At 60.6% G+C, this 21,963-nt stretch carries 34 protein-coding genes; 30 read left to right on the forward strand and 4 right to left on the reverse strand.

The window, feature by feature from the left end; all coding sequences use genetic code 11:
* The first annotated feature begins 36 nt into the window (after positions 1-36).
* From ACODTA_RS04205 to ACODTA_RS04245, 9 genes are read left to right on the forward strand one after another with little or no spacing between them, the layout of a single operon-like run.
* Positions 37-786 (forward strand): hypothetical protein, encoded by a 750-nt coding sequence (locus ACODTA_RS04205; protein ID WP_489064542.1) that lies wholly within the window; start codon positions 37-39, stop codon positions 784-786.
* A 2-nt stretch (positions 787-788) separates the two neighbouring features.
* Positions 789-1,046: a hypothetical protein gene (locus tag ACODTA_RS04210; protein ID WP_489064543.1), complete on the forward strand. Its 258-nt coding sequence runs from the start codon at positions 789-791 to the stop codon at positions 1,044-1,046.
* Positions 1,043-1,387: a hypothetical protein gene (locus ACODTA_RS04215; protein WP_489064544.1), complete on the forward strand. Its 345-nt coding sequence runs from the start codon at positions 1,043-1,045 to the stop codon at positions 1,385-1,387. The genes ACODTA_RS04210 and ACODTA_RS04215 overlap by 4 nt, the downstream gene beginning before the upstream one ends.
* Positions 1,384-1,728: a hypothetical protein gene (locus ACODTA_RS04220; RefSeq protein ID WP_489064545.1), complete on the forward strand. Its 345-nt coding sequence runs from the start codon at positions 1,384-1,386 to the stop codon at positions 1,726-1,728. Before ACODTA_RS04215 ends, ACODTA_RS04220 begins: the two co-directional genes overlap by 4 nt.
* On the forward strand, positions 1,725-2,009 hold the full coding sequence (locus tag ACODTA_RS04225) for a hypothetical protein (protein ID WP_489064546.1): 285 nt from the start codon (positions 1,725-1,727) through the stop codon (positions 2,007-2,009). Before ACODTA_RS04220 ends, ACODTA_RS04225 begins: the two co-directional genes overlap by 4 nt.
* A 39-nt stretch (positions 2,010-2,048) precedes the next feature.
* Positions 2,049-2,246 carry a hypothetical protein gene (locus ACODTA_RS04230; RefSeq protein ID WP_489064547.1) on the forward strand — a complete coding sequence of 66 codons (198 nt, stop codon included), beginning with the start codon at positions 2,049-2,051 and terminating at the stop codon, positions 2,244-2,246.
* Positions 2,243-2,449 carry a hypothetical protein gene (locus tag ACODTA_RS04235; protein ID WP_489064548.1) on the forward strand — a complete coding sequence of 69 codons (207 nt, stop codon included), beginning with the start codon at positions 2,243-2,245 and terminating at the stop codon, positions 2,447-2,449. Before ACODTA_RS04230 ends, ACODTA_RS04235 begins: the two co-directional genes overlap by 4 nt.
* Positions 2,449-2,769: an HNH endonuclease gene (locus ACODTA_RS04240; protein WP_489064549.1), complete on the forward strand. Its 321-nt coding sequence runs from the start codon at positions 2,449-2,451 to the stop codon at positions 2,767-2,769. The genes ACODTA_RS04235 and ACODTA_RS04240 overlap by 1 nt, the downstream gene beginning before the upstream one ends.
* A gap of 29 nt (positions 2,770-2,798) precedes the next feature.
* Positions 2,799-2,996: a hypothetical protein gene (locus tag ACODTA_RS04245; RefSeq protein WP_489064550.1), complete on the forward strand. Its 198-nt coding sequence runs from the start codon at positions 2,799-2,801 to the stop codon at positions 2,994-2,996.
* Between the two features lie 3 nt (positions 2,997-2,999).
* Here the strand turns inward: ACODTA_RS04245 and ACODTA_RS04250 are convergent, their stop codons facing one another.
* Positions 3,000-3,173 (reverse strand): hypothetical protein, encoded by a 174-nt coding sequence (locus tag ACODTA_RS04250; protein ID WP_489064551.1) that lies wholly within the window; start codon positions 3,171-3,173, stop codon positions 3,000-3,002.
* Entirely contained in the window at positions 3,173-4,183 is a 1,011-nt protein-coding gene (locus ACODTA_RS04255) for a DNA-methyltransferase (RefSeq protein ID WP_489064552.1), read from the reverse strand. The genes ACODTA_RS04250 and ACODTA_RS04255 overlap by 1 nt, the downstream gene beginning before the upstream one ends.
* Positions 4,184-4,251: 68 nt before the next feature.
* On the opposite strand from ACODTA_RS04255, the gene ACODTA_RS04260 reads away from it, so the two are divergent.
* Positions 4,252-4,473, forward strand: a complete 222-nt coding sequence (locus ACODTA_RS04260) for a helix-turn-helix domain-containing protein (protein ID WP_489064553.1) — start codon at positions 4,252-4,254, stop codon at positions 4,471-4,473.
* Positions 4,473-5,120, forward strand: coding sequence for a hypothetical protein (locus ACODTA_RS04265; RefSeq protein ID WP_489064554.1), 648 nt, complete (start codon positions 4,473-4,475; stop codon positions 5,118-5,120). Before ACODTA_RS04260 ends, ACODTA_RS04265 begins: the two co-directional genes overlap by 1 nt.
* Here ACODTA_RS04265 and ACODTA_RS04270 read toward each other — a convergent pair.
* A complete protein-coding gene (locus ACODTA_RS04270) occupies positions 5,117-5,608 on the reverse strand; it encodes a hypothetical protein (protein WP_489064555.1) in 492 nt (163 codons plus the stop codon). The genes ACODTA_RS04265 and ACODTA_RS04270 overlap by 4 nt on opposite strands.
* Positions 5,609-5,738: 130 nt before the next feature.
* Between ACODTA_RS04270 and ACODTA_RS04275 the strand changes: the two genes are divergently transcribed.
* Entirely contained in the window at positions 5,739-6,551 is an 813-nt protein-coding gene (locus ACODTA_RS04275) for a DNA-methyltransferase (RefSeq protein WP_489064556.1), read from the forward strand.
* A 406-nt stretch (positions 6,552-6,957) separates the two neighbouring features.
* Here ACODTA_RS04275 and ACODTA_RS04280 read toward each other — a convergent pair whose 3' ends face one another.
* Positions 6,958-7,617 (reverse strand): hypothetical protein, encoded by a 660-nt coding sequence (locus ACODTA_RS04280; RefSeq protein WP_489064557.1) that lies wholly within the window; start codon positions 7,615-7,617, stop codon positions 6,958-6,960.
* Between the two features lie 185 nt (positions 7,618-7,802).
* On the opposite strand from ACODTA_RS04280, the gene ACODTA_RS04285 reads away from it, so the two are divergent.
* The 18 genes from ACODTA_RS04285 to ACODTA_RS04370 all read left to right on the forward strand — a co-directional run bounded on the left by ACODTA_RS04285 (position 7,803) and on the right by ACODTA_RS04370 (position 21,963).
* Positions 7,803-8,318, forward strand: coding sequence for a hypothetical protein (locus tag ACODTA_RS04285; protein WP_489064558.1), 516 nt, complete (start codon positions 7,803-7,805; stop codon positions 8,316-8,318).
* A gap of 140 nt (positions 8,319-8,458) precedes the next feature.
* Positions 8,459-8,794: a P27 family phage terminase small subunit gene (locus tag ACODTA_RS04290; protein WP_489064559.1), complete on the forward strand. Its 336-nt coding sequence runs from the start codon at positions 8,459-8,461 to the stop codon at positions 8,792-8,794.
* Complete coding sequence (locus tag ACODTA_RS04295; protein WP_489064560.1) at positions 8,794-10,461, forward strand: terminase large subunit; 1,668 nt, start codon at positions 8,794-8,796, stop codon at positions 10,459-10,461. Before ACODTA_RS04290 ends, ACODTA_RS04295 begins: the two co-directional genes overlap by 1 nt.
* 38 nt (positions 10,462-10,499) lie before the next feature.
* Positions 10,500-11,804 (forward strand): phage portal protein, encoded by a 1,305-nt coding sequence (locus ACODTA_RS04300; protein ID WP_489064561.1) that lies wholly within the window; start codon positions 10,500-10,502, stop codon positions 11,802-11,804.
* A complete protein-coding gene (locus ACODTA_RS04305; protein WP_489064562.1) occupies positions 11,785-12,393 on the forward strand; it encodes an HK97 family phage prohead protease in 609 nt (202 codons plus the stop codon). Before ACODTA_RS04300 ends, ACODTA_RS04305 begins: the two co-directional genes overlap by 20 nt.
* Positions 12,394-12,476: 83 nt before the next feature.
* Positions 12,477-13,640, forward strand: coding sequence for a phage major capsid protein (locus ACODTA_RS04310; protein ID WP_489064563.1), 1,164 nt, complete (start codon positions 12,477-12,479; stop codon positions 13,638-13,640).
* 74 nt (positions 13,641-13,714) lie between these two features.
* Positions 13,715-13,918, forward strand: coding sequence for a hypothetical protein (locus ACODTA_RS04315; RefSeq protein WP_489064564.1), 204 nt, complete (start codon positions 13,715-13,717; stop codon positions 13,916-13,918).
* Positions 13,919-13,926: 8 nt separating this feature from the next.
* Complete coding sequence (locus ACODTA_RS04320; RefSeq protein WP_489064565.1) at positions 13,927-14,490, forward strand: head-tail connector protein; 564 nt, start codon at positions 13,927-13,929, stop codon at positions 14,488-14,490.
* Between the two features lie 15 nt (positions 14,491-14,505).
* The gene (locus ACODTA_RS04325) at positions 14,506-14,787 is read left to right on the forward strand and encodes a hypothetical protein (RefSeq protein WP_350026508.1); all 282 of its coding nucleotides are present in this window, start codon (positions 14,506-14,508) and stop codon (positions 14,785-14,787) included.
* The gene (locus tag ACODTA_RS04330; protein WP_489064566.1) at positions 14,787-15,149 is read left to right on the forward strand and encodes a head-tail adaptor protein; all 363 of its coding nucleotides are present in this window, start codon (positions 14,787-14,789) and stop codon (positions 15,147-15,149) included. The genes ACODTA_RS04325 and ACODTA_RS04330 overlap by 1 nt, the downstream gene beginning before the upstream one ends.
* On the forward strand, positions 15,139-15,549 hold the full coding sequence (locus ACODTA_RS04335) for a hypothetical protein (RefSeq protein WP_489064567.1): 411 nt from the start codon (positions 15,139-15,141) through the stop codon (positions 15,547-15,549). The genes ACODTA_RS04330 and ACODTA_RS04335 overlap by 11 nt, the downstream gene beginning before the upstream one ends.
* Positions 15,546-15,968, forward strand: a complete 423-nt coding sequence (locus ACODTA_RS04340; protein ID WP_489064568.1) for a DUF3168 domain-containing protein — start codon at positions 15,546-15,548, stop codon at positions 15,966-15,968. The genes ACODTA_RS04335 and ACODTA_RS04340 overlap by 4 nt, the downstream gene beginning before the upstream one ends.
* Positions 15,969-16,027: 59 nt before the next feature.
* Positions 16,028-16,468 carry a phage tail tube protein gene (locus tag ACODTA_RS04345; protein ID WP_489064569.1) on the forward strand — a complete coding sequence of 147 codons (441 nt, stop codon included), beginning with the start codon at positions 16,028-16,030 and terminating at the stop codon, positions 16,466-16,468.
* 35 nt (positions 16,469-16,503) lie between these two features.
* Positions 16,504-17,064, forward strand: a complete 561-nt coding sequence (locus tag ACODTA_RS04350; protein ID WP_489064570.1) for a GTA-gp10 family protein — start codon at positions 16,504-16,506, stop codon at positions 17,062-17,064.
* Between the two features lie 178 nt (positions 17,065-17,242).
* On the forward strand, positions 17,243-20,245 hold the full coding sequence (locus ACODTA_RS04355; protein ID WP_489064571.1) for a tape measure protein: 3,003 nt from the start codon (positions 17,243-17,245) through the stop codon (positions 20,243-20,245).
* Positions 20,246-20,261: 16 nt separating this feature from the next.
* Positions 20,262-20,831 (forward strand): hypothetical protein, encoded by a 570-nt coding sequence (locus tag ACODTA_RS04360; RefSeq protein ID WP_489064572.1) that lies wholly within the window; start codon positions 20,262-20,264, stop codon positions 20,829-20,831.
* Position 20,832: 1 nt separating this feature from the next.
* Positions 20,833-21,516: a hypothetical protein gene (locus ACODTA_RS04365; protein WP_489064573.1), complete on the forward strand. Its 684-nt coding sequence runs from the start codon at positions 20,833-20,835 to the stop codon at positions 21,514-21,516.
* Positions 21,517-21,537: 21 nt separating this feature from the next.
* Positions 21,538-21,963, forward strand: coding sequence for a DUF6950 family protein (locus ACODTA_RS04370; RefSeq protein ID WP_489064574.1), 426 nt, complete (start codon positions 21,538-21,540; stop codon positions 21,961-21,963).

Genomic DNA, 21,963 nt, shown 5'->3' on the forward strand with positions numbered 1-21,963 from the left:
CGGCGGGTGAGACGCCCTACCGGTATACTGATCGGCATGTCCCGCTTCACTTCAAACAAGGAACTGCTGAAGGAAATCGACCTCTCCAAGCGCTCCTACTGCTGGTTCAAATCACCAGCCCATGCCGACTACGCGGCGATCGTCCACTTGCTCGACGAGATCACCCCAGACCTGATTGCGCAGCACGGCAAGGACGCAGTGTTTCGGGTGATGACCTCGGATCACATCCCGCCCCTCGACGAAAGCGAGAAGGTTGGTCGAGCCAAGACACGCACCCATGCGCGCACCAACTTCCCACCGTTCAAGCACTACCAGCGCGCAGCCAATGGTCGCCTTGTCGAAGTAGGCCGATCCCATTGGAAAGGTAGCCCGAGCCGGGGAAAGTTTAGCACAGAGCACGGCAAGCCCACCGCGCGCCTCGCCTCGCAATGGATGAAGATGGTGGAGAACTACGGCCGACGCGGAAACTGGCGCGGCTACAGCTATCGCGAGGAAATGGAGGCGGATGCTCTCTGCCAGCTATGCAAGGTCGGGCTACAGTTCGACGAGAGCAAGTCGCAGAACCCGTTCGCGTTCTACACCACCACTATGGCGCACTGCTTCACCCGCGCCCTGAATCTCGAAAAGAAGCAACAGACCATCCGCGACGATCTGCTGTTCGCAGCCGGTGGCGAAGTCTCCCACACTCGAATGACCGATTGGGACATGCACCGCATGGGCCTGTCAGAGCCGAAGCAACTACCAGCCAAGCGCGGCCGACCCAAGGGTTTCAAGGCCGCAGCTTAAATATGAACATGCTCGTCTCTGTAAATGAAATCGAACACGCGAAGAACCTGCCGTCTTTCTGGAAGATGACCAAGGCGGAAGTCGCACGCCAGAAGCGCAACCAGCCTAACGCTTGGTCTATCCGCAACACTCGCGACTACTTCCACGGTTACATCGTCGAGGTCGATGAACGCCTCGCTCACGACTACCAGTGGTGCGATGGCTCGATCCATTCGCCCAAGGACATCGACGAGGTGTTCGCGATGGTGAACGGCCGATGACGATCTCCGTCGCCTCCGCCAAGGCCAAGGGTCGTAAGCTACAACAGATCGTCCGCGACGCTATCCGGGCGGCGTTTCCTGCGCTCGATCCCATCGATGTTCAATCATGCCCGATGGGTTCAGCAGGCGACGATGTGATCCTGTCTGCCGCCGCCCGTGCCGTGTTTCCCTACGCGGTCGAGTGCAAGGCCCGCGCAAAGGGGTTCACCGCCCTCTACGACTATCTGGCGCAAGCCGATCGCAAGGATGGGCGAACTCCCATCGCTGTCGTGAAGCAGGACCGGCGAGAACCTCTGGTCGTGTTGCGCCTCGACACCTTCATCCGTCTGGTGGCGCCATGATTTCGCTGTGGAAGCCAGCCGCGATCATCGGCGTGTTGCTCGCGGCATATCTGTGGGTCAGCCACATTAAGAGCGAAGCCTACGCCAAGGGTAAGGCAGACGCCGAAACCACAGCGCAGAAGCTGCTGTCGGAGACCAACGAAGCGAACGCATACCGCACCGGCCAACTGGAAAAGCAGATCGCCAGCTACGCGGACAAGCTCGCTGCCAAGGACGATGCTCGTCACGAGCAGGAAGCGACGATAAAGGTGCAGATCGAAAAGGAACTCGCGAAAGTCCCCGACTGCGCGATCCCTCAATCGATCATCGACCAGCGCAATGCGGTGAGGGCGCTGCCATGATCCGCACGCTCCCTCTCCTGCTGCTACTCGGTGCCTGCACGCATCAGGTCGCCGTCACGCCCAAGCCGGTTCAGATGCCCGCGCTCCCGGCCAAGCTGGCGAAGAAGGCCGACCCGCTCCCGCCGATCAGCGGCACGGACGTTAAAGACCTGATCCGCGATGGCGTCGAAACTGACAGCAAGTATGCAGACGTGCGCGCTCGCCTGAATGCAATCATCGACGCTTGGTCGTGCGTCAGGAAGTCGATGAACGAAGGGAAAGAGGCGCACAAGTGTTTGTGAATATCGCGGCAGCGAATGTCGTCATGGTATTCTTGCACAATGAAACCGACTGAAAGTCTACTTGCGGCAATCGGCATCTCTGACGGGCTGATCGTCGGTGGTGCCGCCATCGAGAGCTATGCTCACCTGCTGCCGCAGCCGCTTTACGCCGCACTCTTTGGCAGCGCCGCGCTTATGCAGGCCGGTGCCGTCGCCTTCCTCGCACTCTCGATAAAGGAATACCGCAAGACCCTATGACGCCACCCAAGATCAAGGATGTTGTCCAGATGCTGCTCGCTGGCATGGTGGACATGAACAAGGCCGCAGCCACCAACGGAGAAGTGGCGCAGGCGGAAATGACCAAGCTCGCAGAGCGGGTAATCAACTACTTCGCCGTCCACTACGCGGAGAAGCCCTCGGGCATGCTCCCCGGACTCCCCGGTGGTCCGCTCGCGCGCTGATGGGCCGCCATCGTCTCTACAATACCGCTGCATGGCGCAGGAAGCGCGAGGCACAGCTTCGGGATGAGCCCCTGTGCCGGTTCTGCGCCGCACAGGACAAGGTGACTGCCGCCACCATTGCGGATCACGTTGAGCCTCACCGTGGCGACGAGGATGCGTTCTGGAACAACGAGCTACAGAGCCTGTGCCACTACCACCACAACACCGCCAAGCAGCGGCAGGAGGTCTGGGGCTATGACTCGATCACCGATCTGGATGGCTATCCGCTCGACCCCAATCACCCGTCGAATGTCGATCAGGCCAAGCGAGACGCAGGGTGAACGCTCTTGCGCCCCAGATGGACCTACCCATGCTCCTGCTGTCTCGGGAGGAGGTCGTGTTCGCGCTTCGCAACAAGATCAAGGATCGGTTCGCGCTGACATTCGCGCTGCTGACCCACTTCCCCGACCAGATCGTCTACGCCGACTTCGACACGCAGTTTCACCGGTTCCGGGCCTACTTCGCGGACACCCACGAGCTTGTGATGTGGAAGCTGCAATACCTCTGACGTTCAGCGCTTGCGCTTTGGCACGTAGCCGCCTTTACCGGGCTGCACCTTCGCACCCCACGCCTTCATAGCCTCGGCCTTGCTCGGCTTTCGAGGCAAGTGGAAGGGCTTCTTCGGCTTGCTCCGCGTCGCGCGGCCGATGCCGCCTAGCAGTCGTCCCAAGAAGCCCATCATCATCACTCCGCTGCGTCGAACATCTCGACTTGTGGCATATAGGCCGTCAGGTCCACCGTCTCGCCCGTCGATACCGCGTCATATGCGGCTTGGAGCTTGGCGGACGGTGTGGTCTTGGGAAGAAAGCGGAAAGCGCTGGCCGCAAGATAGTCCTGTCGTTCCTCGAACGCGAGCCAACGCCGTCCTTCGGCCTCCGCTACCGCCCCGGTCGTGTTCGAACCGGCAAAAATGTCGAGCACAGTGTCGCCCGGATCGGTCAGGAACCGGATGAAGAACTCGGGCAGCTTGGCCGGGAACCTTGCCGGGTGCCGATCAGCGCCGACGAGCTTACAACCAGCCACGTAGCCACCGTTCGACTCCGTGTTGGGGATTTGAAGCAGGTTCGATGGGATCGCGCCGCCGTTGTCCTTGGCGAAACCCTTCCCGATGTCGTGACCCGATGGGCGCACGGCGGGCTTATAGAACTTGTCTGGGTCTTCCATCAGCTTGAGCATGCGGTCGCTGTAAGGCGCAAGCACCTTGCTCACGTCCGCCTTCGGCCATTCGGTCTTGGAAAACCACCACAGGTTGTTCACCGAGTCCTTGGCCCTGATTTTCCGCTTGTTCACCCATTCGATAGGCGACGGGAGCTTCGCCGGATTGAACCAGTAGAAGTCTTCGGCGAGAAAAAAGCCAACCTCGTCGCAGAAGCGGATCGGCAGACGCAGATGGTAGAGGCTCCGCGCCGGAACCCCCTTCTGATAAGCGCCACCCACGTCCATCACGAAGCTGCCGGTCGGCTTGAGCTTGGCGTAAACGAGGCGCGCAAACTCGATCAGCCAGTCGAGGTATTCCGCCTGATCCAGACCGCCGTAAGCCTTATGGCGCTGGAGCGCGAAGGGCGGCGAGGTCATCACGAGGTCGAGGCTGTCGTCAGGCAGGCGCGCGAGAAGCTCCCGCGAGTCGCCGCAATATGCGGCACCGCCGCTGGTCGTGTAGCTCGGCCGTAGGCCCTCAAGTTCAATAGCAGCCAACGGCTAAACTCCTTCAATCACACCGATAGTGTGTAGACTCATAGTGGTCGGGCGGCAACCTCTTCAGCGTGAAACCCGACGAACCGAATCCTGCGCGCGAGGCCCTCGCGGCCAATCTGCGCAAGATGCGGCACGAGCGCAACTTGAGCCAAGAGGCGCTCGCCGATCTCGCTGGCATTCACAGAAACTATCTTGGCGGCATCGAACGCTGCGAGCGGAACGTCGGCCTCGACAATCTCCAGAAGCTCGCAGGAGCCCTCGGCGTCACCGTAGCGGAGCTTGTGAGCTAATGGCGCGGCATCCCGATTGGGAAAAACTCGAAGGGCTGATGCCCGCAGTGCGAGACTTTCAGAATCTCGCCAGCGAGCACGGTATCGATGACATATTTCAGGATAACGGCGGCAAAATCTTACAGATGCTGCTTGCCCTCAATCTAAAGGGCATTCCCGGTCGTGAGGGCAACGACGCGGTGGACGTTGATGGCCGTGAATATGAACTCAAAAGCGTCAATATCTGGCTGACGGCCAGCTTCTCGACCAATCACCACATCAACATCCCGATCATAAACAAGTATCGGGAAGTGTGCTGGGTGTTCGCCATCTACGAGGGGATCGAGATGCGCCGCGCCTATTTCATGCCCGCAGAGAAGTTGGAGGTTTACTTCGAGGCGTGGGAGGAGAAGTGGCGCGAGAACGAGAAGGATATCAATAACCCCAAGATTCCGCTCAACTTCGTCATGGAGCATGGTGAGCTTCTTTACACAGACCAGAAGAAGCTCGACCTAACTGGCGCAGCCGCCATCCGCAGGCAGCGCAGTAAGGAATCAGCGGATCGCAGGAAGGCCAAAGCGCAGGCAGCAGCGGAGCTTGCGGCAGAAGACCCCGCAGCCGGTGATAACCCGGTCGCCATGATGAAGAAGAAAAAGAAGAAGGGCTAAAAGGGCCGCTCGGGCTTTCTGACCGGCTGATCGTCCATCCGCATGAACCGCCCAAGCTCGATGCCCTCCCGGATCAACTCGTCGCGGGTGATCTCCATCTCCACCCGACGTTGAGGCGTCAACCGATCACCCAGACGCGCCACCTCGCGCTCGAACTCGAACTCGACCCACGCCGTGTTCCTCGGCTCGGTTTCGTAAAGGAGGCGGCTAATGGTCATGGGAGCAAACTTCGATCCCTCGAAGCTCGTGATCGGCACGCCCTCGGGCTGATACTGGTTCAAGAAGTCTGCGACCTTGCGCAGATTGATCTCCCCGCTGCGCTGATCCCGCGTAGCACCTACCGCTGCCCGCACCCATAGCGAGATGCCCTTGGCGTAGAGATAGGCTCGCCGCTTCTTCGACGCCCCTGATGAACGGTTGCCATAGGTCCAATCCTTCTCGGTCAGAAGGTCGTCGGCAATCCCATCGAGGTTGATCTCCAGCGGCATCCGCCGAGACTAACGGTGCGTGGTTAACTATCCCTTGCACCTGTTATGAACAGGCAAGCACCTGTTACGGAAGCTCGACCGGAGCCCGTCATCGCAAGCATATGCTGCTCAACAGCAGACGAGGCCAGCGATGATCTACGAAAACGATAATGATCCTGAACTTCCACCGAGCAGTCCTGCAAGCAACGCTTCTAAATATGGGATGTCAGAACCTGTCCTCCATTTGGGCGATTGCCTCGAAGTAATGCGAACCATGCCTTCCAAGTCGGTAGACATGGTCTTCACCTCACCGCCCTACAACTTGTGCTTGTCGGCCGATGGGAAGGGGAAGAACAACAGCCTGACGAGCGGTAAGTGGAAGTCTGCTGGCCTTGCCAATGGCTATGGCGAATATGACGACGCCCTCGATCCCGCCGATTACAAGGCATGGCAGCATGAAGTGCTGACCGAGTGCTGGCGTCTGCTCAAGGATGACGGCGCTATCTTTTACAACCACAAGCCCCGGATCATGAAGGGCGAGGTCGTGCTGCCGACCATCTACAACCCCGGACTTCCGCTTCGGCAGATCGTCGTATGGAACCGGCGTCGGGGCTTCAACTTCTCGCAGAGCTTTTACCTGCCCTGCCACGAGTGGGTGATGATCCTCGCCAAGCCGGATTTCCGCCTCAAGAGCAAGGCAGCTTCCGGTGTCAAGGATGTGTGGACCATCGACCATGACCGGAAGAACAGCCACCCCGCACCGTTCCCGGTCGAGCTTCCCATGACCGCGATCGAGACCACCAGCGCACAGGTTATCCTCGACCCGTTCTGTGGCTCCGGGACCACTGGTGTGGCCTGCGCCCGCCTCGGTCGTCAGTTCATCGGCATCGAGCTTGAGCCCAAGTTCCACGCCATGGCTACGCAACGCATCGAAGCTGAACGCCTGATCAGCATCGCGGCCTGACCGCCGAAGCCGCCTCACCGATCGTCCCCTCGACCGGGGTGGAGGCCCCCCGGAGGGGGTGGTCCAAGGACGATCGGGCAACCCCTTGGAGACCGCCGCCTGCTCAAACGCACGACGCCGCACTTCACAAGTTTGTTTTCCTCTGGAGCAATATCGTTGCTCCAGCCGAGAACGGAGATCGAACGCCAAGTGCCAACGCTAACCGATTGGACTCGCGGCAAGAGTCCCACAGTCAGTCTTGTCAACTTTTCTTTGACGCTTTCAGCCTACTAGGCTACAAAATGCACAACGCCGCGCTCCTTCTGGAAGGGAGCACGGCGCTACTCCTTAGCCCTTATGGAAGGGGGCAGGCAGGGGCTGGCGGTTTAACGACCGCTAACCGGTAATCTCCGGGTGATGATCCACATCACGCACCTCCTTCCTTTTCTCCATGGCCTTCCGAGCCGGGTGGGAGACTGGAGTTGCCGCCAAGCAACTCCTCGAAATCGTCGGGTTGCAGCCCGCGATTATCTGGGCCGCTGGCGGGATCATCCCCGCTTTGCGGCCCAGATTCGTTTGCGCCATCGCTGCTGGCGCTATCTTCTTCACCGGGCCAAGGACGGTCGGCGAACCACCATCCCTTGCCCCGGCGCCCTTGAAACTTGCTACTGTTCGACAATCGGGCCGACAGCACGTTGAGAGGGTTCTCTTCCGGCAGGTTCAAGCCGCTGTCAGTCCCGAGGAACTCCAACAACTGCCCGGTCTGCATCGGCTCGCCGAGCATCTCCATAATGTTGCTGACCGCATTCTCGGTCGCCTCCATCACGGGCGCAGGGCGGCGCGAACGAGCGCGGATGCGCGGGCGAGGATTGACCTCTTGCCCTGCATCCTGTTCGGAAGTTACTTCCGGCTTGGTCACAACTGGAGCCGGTGCCCCGTCGCCGCCGAAGGCGGTCTCGTAAGCACGAGCCGCCTCAATCAGGCGCTCAAGCGCCTGATCCTTCTCGGACAGCGACCTGATCTGGACGCGGATTGCCTCCTGCTCGGCGAGCATATGCGCGAGGCTAAAGAGGGACGTGTCAGTCATCCCAGCCTACATACGCGCGCAGTTCGCTTGTCACAACTGAAATCGTCAATCGGTTCGTCGCAACGCGGTTCGGCTCGTCGCATATTCAGTTGTGGGAAACTTCCCACCCCCAGCGAAAGGGTCGAACGCGGCCCGCCACGAAGGGAATAATGCGCGCTCACCCCCTCGTGGTTTAGACTTGGCTGATGATTATAGGCTCTCTCAACACCACCGTCACGCTCTCCACTGTCGTGGCCGCTCATACCCCGGAGATGATCGCCGCCGCGCTCTACCTCCTCGAATCTTCCCGGTTTGATCAGACCACTGGCTGCTGGCACTGGACCAAAACCCTAGCCACTGGCGGATACGGCCAAATCACCACGACGGCGGTGTTCGACCTATTCCGCGCAAAGGGGGCGCACCGCGCGTCCAAGATGCTTTTCGATGGCTGGCGTCCCGAGGATCGACACGAGCATCACCGTCATCGCTGCGGGTCGCGCGATTGTATCAACCCCATGCACGCATTGACCGGCTCGGCTTCTGACAACTGGTCCGACCGCGTAGAGGATGGCTCCTATGGTGCGAAGCTAACCGTCTCGAAGGTGCGCGACATAAAGTCTCGAAGCGGTGAATCGAGTCGTCTCCTCGCGATCGAATATGGTGTTCATCGAAGCGTGATTCACCGCATCCGACGCGGCGTTCTTTGGAAGAACGTCAGCTAATCGGCGACTTCCATAAATAGCGGGCGATGCCTGCAACTAAAACCCCAACGCGCGTCAAAGTATTGTCTGGAAACCCCGGCAAGCGCGCGATTAACAAGAAAGAACCGCAGCCCAACGGCCTTCCGAAACAGCCGCCAATCATGAGCGAGGTGGCAAAGAAGTTTTGGGTCGAAATCGTCACGTCGATGCCCCCCGGCGTCTATACGACTGCCGACAGTCATCTGCTCGCCAGCTACTGTGAGACGGCGGCGATGATCCAGCAGCTAACCGCCGCTATCATCGAAGCGCCTCTCGTGACCACCGGCTCCACCGGTCAGGATGTGGTGAACCCGCTGATCAAGCAGCGCGCCGACCAGCAGCGCCTTCTCGTTCAAACCGGCCAGCGCCTTGGTCTTGATCCTATCGCCCGACAGGCCATCGACGGAGCCGCCAGCGGCGGGAACCCTCAAGACGAAGGGTTCGGAGCCTTCCACTAATGCCCCGCCCCAAGAAGCTGTCGCGCGGCGACAAGGTGTGCGGTTGGATCGAGTGTCTCAAGATCACCATCGGCGAGGACGCCGGTAAGAACTTCAAGCTCCGCCCTTGGCAGCGCCGTTTCATCAAGGATGTTTACGATCCGGTCCACCCGAAGGGAAACCGGGTGGTTCGCCGCGCGGTGCTGTCTGTCGCGCGAAAGAACGGCAAGACCGAACTCGCCGCCGCCCTGATCCTTGTTCATCTGATCGGCCCGGAGGCCGAGCTAAACGGGGAAATCTACTCCGCCGCCAACGACCGTGAGCAGGCGTCGATCGTGTTCAACGCCGTCATCAGGATGATTGAGAAGTCGCCTTATCTGTCGGCGAAGCTCAAGGTCGTCCCCTCAACCAAGACCATCTACGTGCGCGAGAGCGGCATCAAAGGTGAGGGCTCGAAGTTTCGCGCATTGTCGGCGGACGCGGGCACCAAGCATGGCCTCAATCCCTCCTTCGTGGTCTACGACGAGCTTGCGCAGACGAAGAACCGCGAGTTGTTCGACACGCTTACCACGTCGCAGGGTGCGCGCGCCGAACCGCTGTTCCTGACCATCTCGACCCAGAACAACGAACCGAGCCACGTCCTTTCGGAGATGATCGACGACGGGATGCGCGTTGATGAGACAACCGGGGCGAAGTGCGATCCGTCGATCGTGGTCCACCTATACGCCGCAGACGACGAATGTGATCTGCTCGACGAGGAACAGTGGTTCAGGGCCAATCCTGCCCTAGGCGACTTCCGCGACATAAACGAGTTTCGAGTCATGGCGCAGCGCGCGAAGCGCCTGCCATCCGAAGAAAACTCATTTCGGCGGCTCTACCTCAACCAGCGCGTGAGCTTGCAAGCGTCGCTGATCGCGCAGTCGGATTGGAAGGCCAGCACCGCCAAAACACCGATCGTTTTTGCCGCCCATCATAACGACCCCAAGACCGGCACGGTGGTCTATGGCGAGCGGGTCTGGCTTGCGCTCGATATGTCGCGCCGGGTGGACTTGACCGCGTTGGTGATGATCAACGCCGATGGCGAAAAGACCAAGGTCGCCTGCTGGTTCTGGAAGCCCTCGGACTACCTTGAAGAGCACACGCGCCGCGACCGTATCCCCTATGATGTGTTCGCTCGCGTCCCCGAGAATGGCGAGCCGAAACTGCTGGCCTCCCCCGGCCGCTCGATCGCCCCCAAGGCCGTGGTGACGAAGGTCGCCGAGCTATGCAGCCAATATGAGGTGATGGGGCTGGTCTACGACCGTTGGGGCATGGACGAGCTTCTCCGCCACTTCGATGAAATCGGTCTGGCCGCACAGGAGGGCGATGGCTACGGCCTGCGACTAATGCCGTGGGGTCAGGGCTTTAAGGACATGAGCCCCGCCGTAACCGCGTTCGAGGATGCGGTGGTGAACGGCAACCTCGAACACCCCAACCATCCGATCCTGAACTGGAACGTGTCGAACGCTCAAGTCACCAGCGACGGTGCTGATGGTCGTAAGCTCGACAAGGAGAAATCACGCACCCGCATCGACGGAGCGGTGGCACTGGCGATGGCACTTGGGGCGAAGTCTCGTGAACGGGAAACAGTAGTAATCAATCCTTGGGCTGATCCCAACTACAAGTTTGCTCCTATTCAAGTTCGCTGATCGGAGGCTGATCAACCACCGACCAGCTAAATAAGCACATGAAGGTGTTTGGTCTATTTGAGAAGCGGTCGGCTAGTCCTCTTGAGAACCCGGAGGTTTCACTCTCCGATGCACGCGCGTGGGCTGACGCATTTGGCCGCTCGACCAATGCGTTCGCCAGCGCGGTCACGGAAGTGTCGGCCTTGTCGATCCCGGCTGTTTGGCAGGCGAACAACGCAATCTCCGGCACCATCGCAAGCCTCCCCGTCCACCTGTTCAAGAAGAATGGCGACAACGCGGAGAAGGACACCACAAACCCGCTCTATTACATCCTGCACGACGCCCCGAACGACACGCAGACCTCGCAGCAGTTCCTCAAGTGGCTGGTCACGCGCCTGCTGCTCGAAGGCCGCGCGACCGTGTTCATCGATCGCAACGGTGCTGGTCGCGTCAAGCGCCTGATCCCGATCAACTCGACCCACCTCAAGGTGAAGCAGGTGGTGATCAAGAATGTCGTCGATCGCCAGTATACCGTCTCGATCCCCGGTCAGCCGGTAATCACCTACAACTCGCGTGATGTGATCGACCTTATCTGGTTCCCCCAGCAGGACGGCGTTCAGCACTACAACCCCATCGATATCAACCGGAACGCGATCGGTCTGATGCTCGCGGTCGAGCAATATGCGGGCACGATGTTCTCGAACGGTGGCGTGCCACCCTTTGTGCTCGAAGCTCCGGCCATGATGAACGCGCAGACGGCTGCGCGGGCGTCGGTGGAAGTCGCCGAGGCGATCAAGGCCACCCAGCAGAACAAGAACAACGTGCTGGTCGCTCCCGCTGGGCATTCGCTCAAGACCATCGGTCTCGATCCGCTCAAGCAGCAGATGGTCGAGGTTCGCAGGTTCCAGATCAGCGAGACCGCACGCATCTGGAACATCGCCCCGGCGCTGCTCCACGACCTGTCCACCGGCACCTACTCGAACGTCGAGCAGCAGATGCTCTCGTTCGTCACGCAGACAATCCACCCGCTCGTCCAGATGATCGAGCAGGAGTTCAACGCCAAGCTGTTCGGTGCTCGCAACAGCAGCAGCTACGTCAAGTTCAACCTTAATGGTCTGCTGCGTGGCGACTTCGCCGCTCGCATGGAGGGCCTGACCAAGGCTGTCAGCGGCGCGATCTACACGCCCAACGAGGCCCGCGCCTTTGAAGACCTGCCGCCGCAACCAGATGGCGACAAGCTCTACATTCAGGGCGCGACCGTCCCACTCGGAACCCAGCCCACCGATGGCTCGGACAACCAACCCCAAGACAACGAACCCGCCGACGCGGACGAGGAGGATGAAAATGGAAATGGAGAAGCGTAACTACGCGATCGTCGATGTGGAGGTGCGCGCCGCCGCCGTTGATGACGAGGGCACCGACAAGAAGGCGCGTGGCTACGCCAGCGTGTTCAACTCGGACAGCCTCGATCTCGGCGGCTTCGTAGAGCGGGTGAAGCCCGGTGCTTTCAAGCGCTCCCTCAAGGAAGCCAGCGACGGCAAGCGCAACATCTTCGCTCTGTGGGCTCACCGCGACGACAGTCCCCTCGGCTCCACCAAGGGCGGCAAGCTCGTGCTCGAAGAGGATGACCACGGTCTCCGCTTCGAGATGGATACCACGCGCATGACCACTGCGCAGCTTGATGCGCTGGCAGATGGCGATCTGCGAATGTCGTTCGGTTTCTCCGTCCGCGAACAGGAGTGGAAGGAAGATGACAAGGGCTACGTGGAGCGCACGCTGATCGACGTAGACCTGTTTGAGGTCTCGTTCGTGATCAACCCAGCATATCCAGACACGGAAGCGGCGCATCGCTCCTTTGAAGCGTGGAAGTCAGAGAAGCGAGCCGACAACATGGAAAGCAAGCACGAGGTGAACAAGTTGATTGCGCGCGCAATACTAAAGCGAATCAAATAATACGGCGGGGTCTCCGCGACAGGTCTTTGGAGTGTCGGACTAAATAAGTCTGAACACCTCTTTGATCATGGAGACCCTCAACAATGAACATTTCTGAACTTCGCAATGAGGCGCAGAAGCTGGCCCATCAGGCCCGCGAAATCCTCACCGGCAAGGAAGTTTCGGCAGAGCAGACGCAGGAAGCGTCGCGCATGCTCGACGACTCCGATGCGTTCGAGGCCCGTGCTGTCGCTCTCGAAAAGATCGAGGCTCGCGACGCCGCTTATGCCGCTTCCGCCAAGCCCGCCCCGGTTGAAACCGTCGAGGTCGAGAACCGCTCGGTCGATAACGCCGTCTCCGCCTTCAATGGCTACATTCGTGGCGACCTTGAGGCCCGTGAAGCTCGCGCGCAGGGCGTTGGCTCTGACGGTGCCGGTGGCTTCCTCGTTCCCGAGGGCTTTGTCGCTACGCTGATCAAGGGCCTCAAGGCTTATGGTCCGCTGAACGAGGGTGGCCCGGTCAACTACCTCGTGACCGCTTCGGGCAACGCTCTGCCGATGCCGACCATGGACGACACCAACAACAAGGGCGCTCTGATTGCGGAGGGCACCGAGGCTGACGAGTCCAGCCTGACCTTCGGCCAGAAGTCGCTCGGCGCTTACAAGTATACCACTGGCGTCGTGAAGGTTTCGAGCGAGCTTCTTCAGGATGCTGCGATCGATCCGCAGGCTGTGGTTGTGGACGCAATGTCCGAGCGCCTCGGCCGTATCCTCAACGAGCACTTCACCAAGGGCACTGGCATCTCGCAGCCTTCGGGCATCGTCACCGGCGCTTCGGCTGGCGTTGCTGCCGCTTCGGCGACTGCGATCAGCTACGAAGACCTCGTGAACGTGCTGCACTCGATCGACCCGGCTTACCGTGGCAACGCTGGCTTCATGTTCAATGACGCCATCTTCAAGGCGATCCGCCTCCTGAAGGACGCCGAAGGTCGCCCGATCTGGCAGGATGGTCTGGTCAACGGTGCTCCGGCGACGATTCTCGGTCGTCCGTTCTACGTGAACAACGACATGGCTGGCACGATGGCCGCTGGCAACGTCACGATGCTCGTTGGTGACTTCAAGAAGTTCACCGTTCGCCGCGTGAAGTCGTTCGCGCTTCGTCGCCTCGACGAGCGTTTCGCGACCTCGGATCAGGTCGGTTTCGTCGGTTTCGGCCGCTACGACTCTATCGTGACCGACGCCCGCGCGATCAAGAAGCTGACCCACTAATCTGGGTCGGACTTCATCGTCCAAGGATTGGCCTCGCCCCGCAAGGGCGGGGCCTTTTCCGTTCTAAATAGGGGATGAAAGTCAAACTCACCTCTGCGCTGGTCGGTAATGACCAGACCCTCAAGGCTGGCACCGTCATCGAGACGGATGAAGCCATTCGCCTGATCAACGCTGGTGTCGCCGTTCCGCACATCGAAGCTGCCACCATCGAGACCGCCTGTGCCAAGCCCGCCGTCGAGCGCGCCATCAAGGCTCGGACGAAGAAGCCCTCGGCCTAAATAGGTTCATGGATCAGACCCGCGCCAAACTCATTTCCAAGTCGAGCGATACCGTCATCGACCTCGTTGAAGCACGTCAGCACCTCAACATTTCGCACGATGACGACAACGACCTGATCCTGTCCTACTGCGAAGCCGCGCATGCGTTCATCGAAGGCGTGATCGGTCGCCCGCTCCTGACTTCCGTCTATCGCTATTCGATGGATGTGCTGCCCAAGCGCTTCATGCTCGGCATTGGCCCGGTCCAGTCGGTGGACAAGATCGAGGTCGGCAGCACCACGATCGACCCGGCACTCTACGCCGTCGATCTGGACAGCGATCCCTGCCGCGTCGAGGGCAAGTGGGTGCCGCGCCATGTTAATCTGGGTGGCGTCAAGGTGACGTTCACTGCTGGCTGGGAGAGCCGGGGTAAGCTGCCCGGCGATCTCAAGCACGCCGCCAAAATGCTGGTCTCCCACTATTACGAGAACCGTGAGGCAGCGACCTCGGGCGGCACCACCATGCAGGTGATGGAAGTGCCGTTTGCGGTGACGGCATTGCTCGACCGCTACAAGACGTTCGGTCTGGTCTAACGCCTAAATAGGTGCATGAGCACCCACGAAGTCCATTTCCTCGCCGATTACGACTACACCCCGTCGAGCAATCGCACGGTGACCTACGCCTATAAGCGGGGAACGCGGTGCATCGTCGATGATGAGTGCGAGTCCATTGTCATCGCTCGCGGCATCGCCGTCTACGCGGACTTCGCCGAGGACGATCTGTTCGACCGCACGCAGATGGTCGAAAGCCAGAAGGACTACGAGGAAGTCGAACAACTCTACCATGATCTCGCCGTCGAGGAAGATCGGGAAGCCAAGGACTACGAGTAATGGCTTACCAGACCCCGCGCGCGGGCGAGCTTCGCCACGTCATCACCATCGAGCGCAAGGCCACTGTGTCGGACGGCATGGGCGGCGTGAAGGAAACGGGTTGGACGCCGTGGCTGACCGTGCGCGCCAAAATCGTAGCGGTGAAGGGCGGTGAAGTCGTCCAGAGCCAGCGCCTCTCCGGCGTGGTCAACTATGACCTGACGGCCCGCTGGTCGCCCGACTTGGACAAGGTGACCCCCGGCGATCGTGCGATCGACGCCAAGGGGCTCGTCTACGACATCCGGGCGATCGTGAACCTCGACAACCGCAGCAAGTATCTCGTCATGACTTGCGAGACCGGGACCGTCAGCAATGGCGGCTAACTGGCGCACGAACACCAGCGCGATCAAGCAGTATGCGGCACGTATCCACCTCGTGGCGCAGGCGCTGCAAGACGCGGCTGCTGACCGCATCAACAAAACGGCCACGGAAACCGCGCGCCGTCTGCGATCGGCCGTGCCCCTGTCGGAGGAAGCCCCTCACATTCGCGATTCCGTCGAGGTCGTGGATGGCAAGACGCTGATGAAGGAGAAGATCATCCGCATTGGCAACTCGGCACTCGTTTACGCGGCACCGCTGGAGTTTGGGCACATGGCAAATGGCAAGCACGTCCCGGCCAATCCGTTCTTCTTCCCGGTGGTCCGCATCATGAACAAGAAGCACCGGAACGGCATGCGCTACGCGCTCCGCAAGGTGCTCAAGCAGATGCGAGGTATGCCATGAGCGCCGATCCCAGCCACAACCTACAGAAAGCGGTCTACGCGGCCCTGACTTCCGCCCCGGTGCTCCCCAAGGTGCCGCTCGCCACCGATGCCCGGACCATGGTCTGGCCGGTGTTCCACCGAGTGCCCGAGAACCAGCCCGTGCCGTTCGTCGTCATCGGCGATGACCAGATTTTGGCGGACTATGACGCGGCCGATTTTTCCGAGTGCCATGTCATCGTCCACGTCTTTGCATCGAGCATGCCCGAGTTGAAGTTGATCGTTGCCAAGGTGCGTGCGGCGCTCGACCTACACATCGAGATCGAAGGTTTTGACACAGCAGAAGCGCAGTTCATGAGCACCCGCTACATGACCGATCCTGACGGCGCGACCGAACATGCAGTGATAGAGTTCCAATACTTGGTGATCGAACGGCAGTAAGCTGGGCCTTCGGCATAAATACTCCTTGAAGCCTTCACTTTCATAGGAGTCCTATTGTCATGGCAACCAACTACCTTGTTCCCGTTCTCGGCGACCAGATTCAGGTCAAGATCGGCGACGGAGCTACCCCGACCGAGGTGTTCACTCACCCGGCAATCATCAACACGTCGCGCGGCATCTCGTTCTCGACCAATACCGAGTCCGACGAGATCATCGACCTGAACGATCAGGCTGCGCCTGCGCAGATGGTCCGTCGCGTCACCTCAACTGACTGCAAGATCGACGGTGCTGGCCGCATCCACAAGACCGCTTCGCTTGAGTGGCTTGAGTGGGCGCAGTCGGGCGAGATCAAGAACATTCAGGTGACTGACGGCAACTGGAAGGTGACCGGCCCCTTCGTGCTGACCTCGTTCCAGATCACTGGTGAGCGTCTCAAGTCGAGCGAATGCCAGATCACCCTTGAGCAGGCTGGTCCTGTCACGGTGGCGGCGGTCGCTTAATGATCCCTTCCAACGTGAGGCCATCGCGATCAGCGATGACCGAAGGTGTGTTCATCTACGACGGCTACTACACCTGTGGCCTTCGGATCGGTGAACTCATCGAGCTACAGGAGAAGTTGGGCGTTGGGCCGTATATTCTGGCCCAACGCCTCCAAGACGGCTCTTGGCTGGTTCAGGATATCAAGGAGACGCTGCGCCTCGGCCTGATCGGTGGCGGCGGCGTTACCCCCAAGCAAGCGCTCGATCTCGCTGAACGCGCCGTCGTTCCGGGACACCTGATCGACATGGCGGGCACTGCTGGCGCGGTCATCATGACCGCGCTGCTGGGCGTCGAGGATGAACCCTTGGAGGACAAGGCGGACCCTCTGATGGCCCCGACGATGACGGACGAGGGCTCATCAAATGGGGAGGTCTCTACCGCTTCGGAGGGGCCAGTGGATTCACCCCCGCCCAAGTCAAAGAAATGTCGCTCTGGGAGTTCGGCCAAGTTTGCCAAGGATGGGGACAAGCCAACGGAAGCAGAAGCCAAGAAGGCTCCGCGCCTACGGAAGGCGACTTCGAAGACGCTCTCTCCAAATGGGAGCACATCTGATTAAAACAGTGAGGCTACCCAGCGCCAAGCTGTGATGACGGGGGCGATGGTGCAGTAGGCCATCGGACCCGCCACGAGACATAGGAAGACCCGCTCGCCGACACTCATCGGCGGTGCGGGCACCTTATCCTCGAAGTCAATCATCATGTCCGCGACGATACCCCCATCGGCCTAAATAGTCGATGGCGCGTCAGGATACACTAGAAACCCGTTTCACAGCATCTATCGTTCAGTTCGAGAATGAGCTTCGCCGACTTCAGCGGCTCAACTCGCAGGCGGCAAACAAGCTCGCGGCCGATCAGGCTCGCGCGGCCAAGCAGGCGGAAGCCGCATGGTCTAAAACGAATATCGGCAAGGCCATGTCGCGCCAGATGGCCGACGCCACCGCCGTCATCAAAAACTACGCCACGGTCATCGCAGGTGCCTTCGCTGGTCGAGAGGCCCTGAATGCCGCCGAAGAATGGACCGCGTTCACCAACACGCTGAAGGTCGCTGGCAAAGCCGGTGGCGATCTGGCGGCGTCGCAAGAGCGCCTGATGGGCATCGCCAACAAGGCTGGTGTCGATATCGGCACGCTCGGCACGCTCTACGGTCGCCTGACCCAATCCCAGCGCGAGCTTGGCGCGACCAACGAACAGGTCATGCGCTTCACCAACGGCGTCGCCACGGCGCTCAAGGTGCAGGGTGGCTCGGCCGAAGCTGCGTCTGGCGCACTTCTCCAGCTATCGCAGGGTCTCGGTGCGGGCATCATCCGCGCGGAGGAATGGAACTCGATCCTTGAGGGCGCGAAGCCGATCCTCGACGCCGTAGCCGCTGGCTGGGGCAAGAATGGCACCTCCATCGCCAAGCTGCGTGCCGAGATGCTGGCGGGCAAGCTCACTTCATCGGCCTTCTTCGAGGCGATGCTGAATGGTTCGGATGTGCTCGAAGCCAAGGCCGCGAAGTCCACCATGACCGTGGGTCAGGCGATGATCGTGCTGCGCAACAACCTCGCGCAATACATCGGTCAGACGGACCAGTCGCTCGGCATCACCCAGCGCATGGCCGAAGGCATCTCGATGCTCGCCAACAACATCGGCACGGTGACGAACGCCCTGCTGATCCTCGGCGGCGCATATGCCGCAACCTATATTCCGGCCCTTGCCCGTGCTTCGGCGGCAGGCGTCTCGTTCGTTGCCGGGACCGTCGCATCCACTGTAGCGTCAGTGCGCGACACCATCGCGCTCTACCAGCGCGCAGCCGCTATGACGAACTTCACGCGGGTGACGGCCGCAGGCGCTATCGCCGCTCGCGGTCTACAGACAGCGCTGGCCTTCTTCGGTGGCCCGATCGGTCTGCTGATCACCGCCGTGTCGGTCGCACTCGGCTACTTCGCCGTGTCGTCGATGAAGGCGGCAGCGGCAGCGGAGGAACTCGGTCGCGCCATCGACGCTCGCGCACAGAGCCTTGAACAGGCCCGCGTCGCGTCGATCGCAAGCCGTGGCGAGCACGGCCTTCTGACTTCCGCCGAGAAGCAGGCAGCGATCGAAGCCGCCAAGCTGACCGGGGAGCAGGATAAGCTCAAGAACAAGTATTACGAGGTGGCCGCTGCTGCGAAGGCCGCGCGTCTGGAACAGGCTCGTGCGGATACATCCGCCGCAGTGCGCGAATACAATCAGGCGGCAACTGCCGCTCGTGGTGTTCGCGACACCGCTGCCGGTCGTGCTCGACGCAACGGCTATATGTTCACCGGACCCGGCGCTCCCCCGGTTCAGTTGAACTCCGAAGCTGACATTCGCCGTGCCGGTCAGGACGCGCTGCGCAACTCACCCGAGTATCGCCAGTTTCTGAAGGCTCGCCAGAACCTACAGGGCACGCGCGCTGCCGAGCAGGCGATCCGCGACGAGAAGCTCGACCCCAAGCCGTATATCCCCACCCCTCCGGTCGTCACGCCGAAGCCCTCGGGCGGCAAGAAAACCAAGACGCCCAAGGTCAACGACATCTCGTCGGCGTCCGAGGACGAGGTGATGCGCGCAGAGCAGGCTTACCGGCAGGCGCTGTGGGCGCAGGCGGAGACGCTCGACCAGCGTCATGCCGCGATGCTTGAGCAGATCGAGTTCGAACGCGCCAATGCGGTCGAGCAGGTTCAGCAGAACATCAAGGACAAGAAGATCACGGCAGCGAAGGGCCAAGAGGCCATCGCCCTGATCAACCAGACGGCGGAAGTCCGTCGCACCACCGCCTCGCGTGAGTATCAGCGGGAGCGTGTCGATCAGGCGAACCGCCTGCTGGCCGAAGAAATCGAGATGCAGAACGACCGCCTCAAGCTGATGGCGGACGCCGAGCAAGACCTTGCCGACCATAGCAAGACGCTCAAAGCATCGCAGTCGCACGAGCGTGAGGCGCTGCGCCTTCGTCAGCAGGCTGACGCCGATGCCTTCAAGGTTCAGCAGGACCAGCTTGCGCTCGACCGTGAGCGGCTCGGTCTCACTGCTGACGAGATCGCGCGACTGCGCGCCATCGCAGAAGGCAACTTCCGCACCGGTCAGCAGCAGGAACGTGATCGTCTCGGCCGCAAGCAGGAGGACGACACGCGCAAGGCGAACCCGTCAATCCGCGACCAGATCAAGGATCAGGCGGAGAGCTTCGGCACGCTGAACACCCAGCTTGGCAACATCGCCAAGGATGGTCTGAACAGCCTGACCAGCGGCCTCACGGACGCGATCATGGGCACCAAGTCGCTCAAGGAAGCCTTCACCGACATGGCGAAGTCGATCATCTCGCAGCTTATCGAGATGGCAATCCGTTTCGCGATCTTCGAGGCGATCGGCATGGCGCTGGGCGTCCCCGGCCTCGGCAAGGCCAGCATTGGTCTCGGCGATGTGAAGAAGAACGCCATGGGCACCAACTTCTTCCCCGGTGGGCTTTCGCTCGTCGGTGAGAAGGGACCGGAGCTTGCCTATCTACCGCGTGGATCACAGGTTGTCCCGAACAACCTGCTGCGCAACGCTATGTCGGCGGACGGCCATCGCGGTGGTGGTGGTCAGAACATCGTTCTGAACACGACCGTCAATGCGAAGGATGCCGTGCTGACCGACAAGGTTCACGAGTGGATTTACACCGCGCAGGTGCAGGCGATCCAGCATTCACAGAAGATGACCATGCAGGCGATCGGCAAGAGGCAGAAGAACTCGCTGTTCCGCTGATTGTGGTAAATAGGGGATGGCGATCCAGTTTCCCCTATTTCCGCAAGGCAGTTCTACCGAAATCTCGCTCATTTCTTCGAGCGTCGATCTGAAGCCCTACATGGGTGGACCTCAACAGCGCTACGCGCGCCTTGGCGACCGTTGGAAGCTCAAGGTCGAGATGCGCAAGATGCACGCAGCGCAGGCGGGGCCAATCCTCGCCACGCTGGTGCAGGGTGTGGGCTCGAAGCTCCTTGTCCCGGTCCACCAGCCCGGTCTCGATACCAGCGTCTGGTCGGACGGTCAGGTGGCACAGGCTGTGTCCGGTGGTCGAGTGGTCAAGCACAATGGCGGCGGCGCAGCCAAACAGGTCGGGCAGTTTGTCTCGATCATCGTCAACGGCGTCCGCTTCCTCCACCAGATCACGCTCGTCTCGGGCCAAGACCTGACCCTCTACCCCATGCTCAAGAAGCCGCTCGTCGGCGGCGAGGTCATGGAGTTTGGACTTCCGAAGATCGAAGGCTTCCTGTCGGGCAACGAACAGGGCTGGACCATCGGTCTGGCGCTGTCTGTCGGCATCTCCTTCGAGATCGTGGAGGCGCAGTAAGATGGCGCTCCATCCCGCATTGCTGTCGGCGCTGACCGATGGATCGGCGCTGCGCGTGTTCATCGCGGTTCGCTTCGATCTCCTGAATGATACCACCATCAACCTGATCGATGGCTCGGGCTTCATCTCCTTCGCCGTGGACGGCGTGATGACCAACTTCGATGGCGATAACCCCACCTACGGCACGCTGGCCGCTGTCACGAGCATCAAGGAGCAGGTGGCGTCGGAAGCCCCCACCGTGGCGATTACGCTGTTCCCGCCCTCTGCTGCCGCAACCGGCGAGATCAATCAGCCCGAGCTTCAAGGTTCGATGTGCCGCATCTGGTTCGGCCTCGTCGATGAGATGACAGGCTCGGTCTATGGCGAGCCCGAGCTTCTCTGGACCGGCAGGCTCGACACGGTGAAAACCAACCTGTCCGGGAATGTGAAAACGGTCGAGATCGAAGTGGCGTCGGCATTCGATCGCCTGTTCGCGGTCGAGGAAGGTGATCGCCTCAACAAGACGTGGCACCAGAATATCTGGCCCGGTGAGACTGGCTTGAACCAGAATATCAAAGCAACGATCGATCCGTTCTGGGGAACGGAAGCAACTCGCCCAAGTGTCACGCCTACCGGTTATTATGGCGGCAATAGCTCTACTGGTGTGGGTGGCCTGATCGAAAGGTTGCTCAACCGCGAGCGGTGAGGGTCTGACCTAAATAGGTTCATGAACCTCATCGAGCGCGTGAATCTTACACAGGAAACAATCAACGAGTTTCAAGGCCAAGACTTTAAGTGGGGCGAATATGACTGTGGTCTACTTGCCGCACGACACCTCGACCGCCTCGGCTTCAAGACCCCCTATCACAACGAGGATGGCGAGATCGCCGTCAGCTACCGTTCGGAGAGCGGAGCCAAGAAGTTCCTGATCAAGACCGGCCACCGGTCAATGGAAGCCGTTATCGACGGTCTCGGGTTCGAGCGCATCGCTCCGGCGTCTGTGCTCCCCGGCGACCTCGTTGCCCTACCCGGTGAAGGCGACTGGATGGCGCTCGGCGTAGCGCTGTCGAACGGCAAGGCGCTCGCGTTTGCGTTTGGCGTCTGTCAGGCGGGCGCGGCTTCCGCGTGCGAGATCGCGTGGAGGGTCGGCTAA

This window comes from Sphingomonas sp. FG14 (assembly GCF_057809675.1).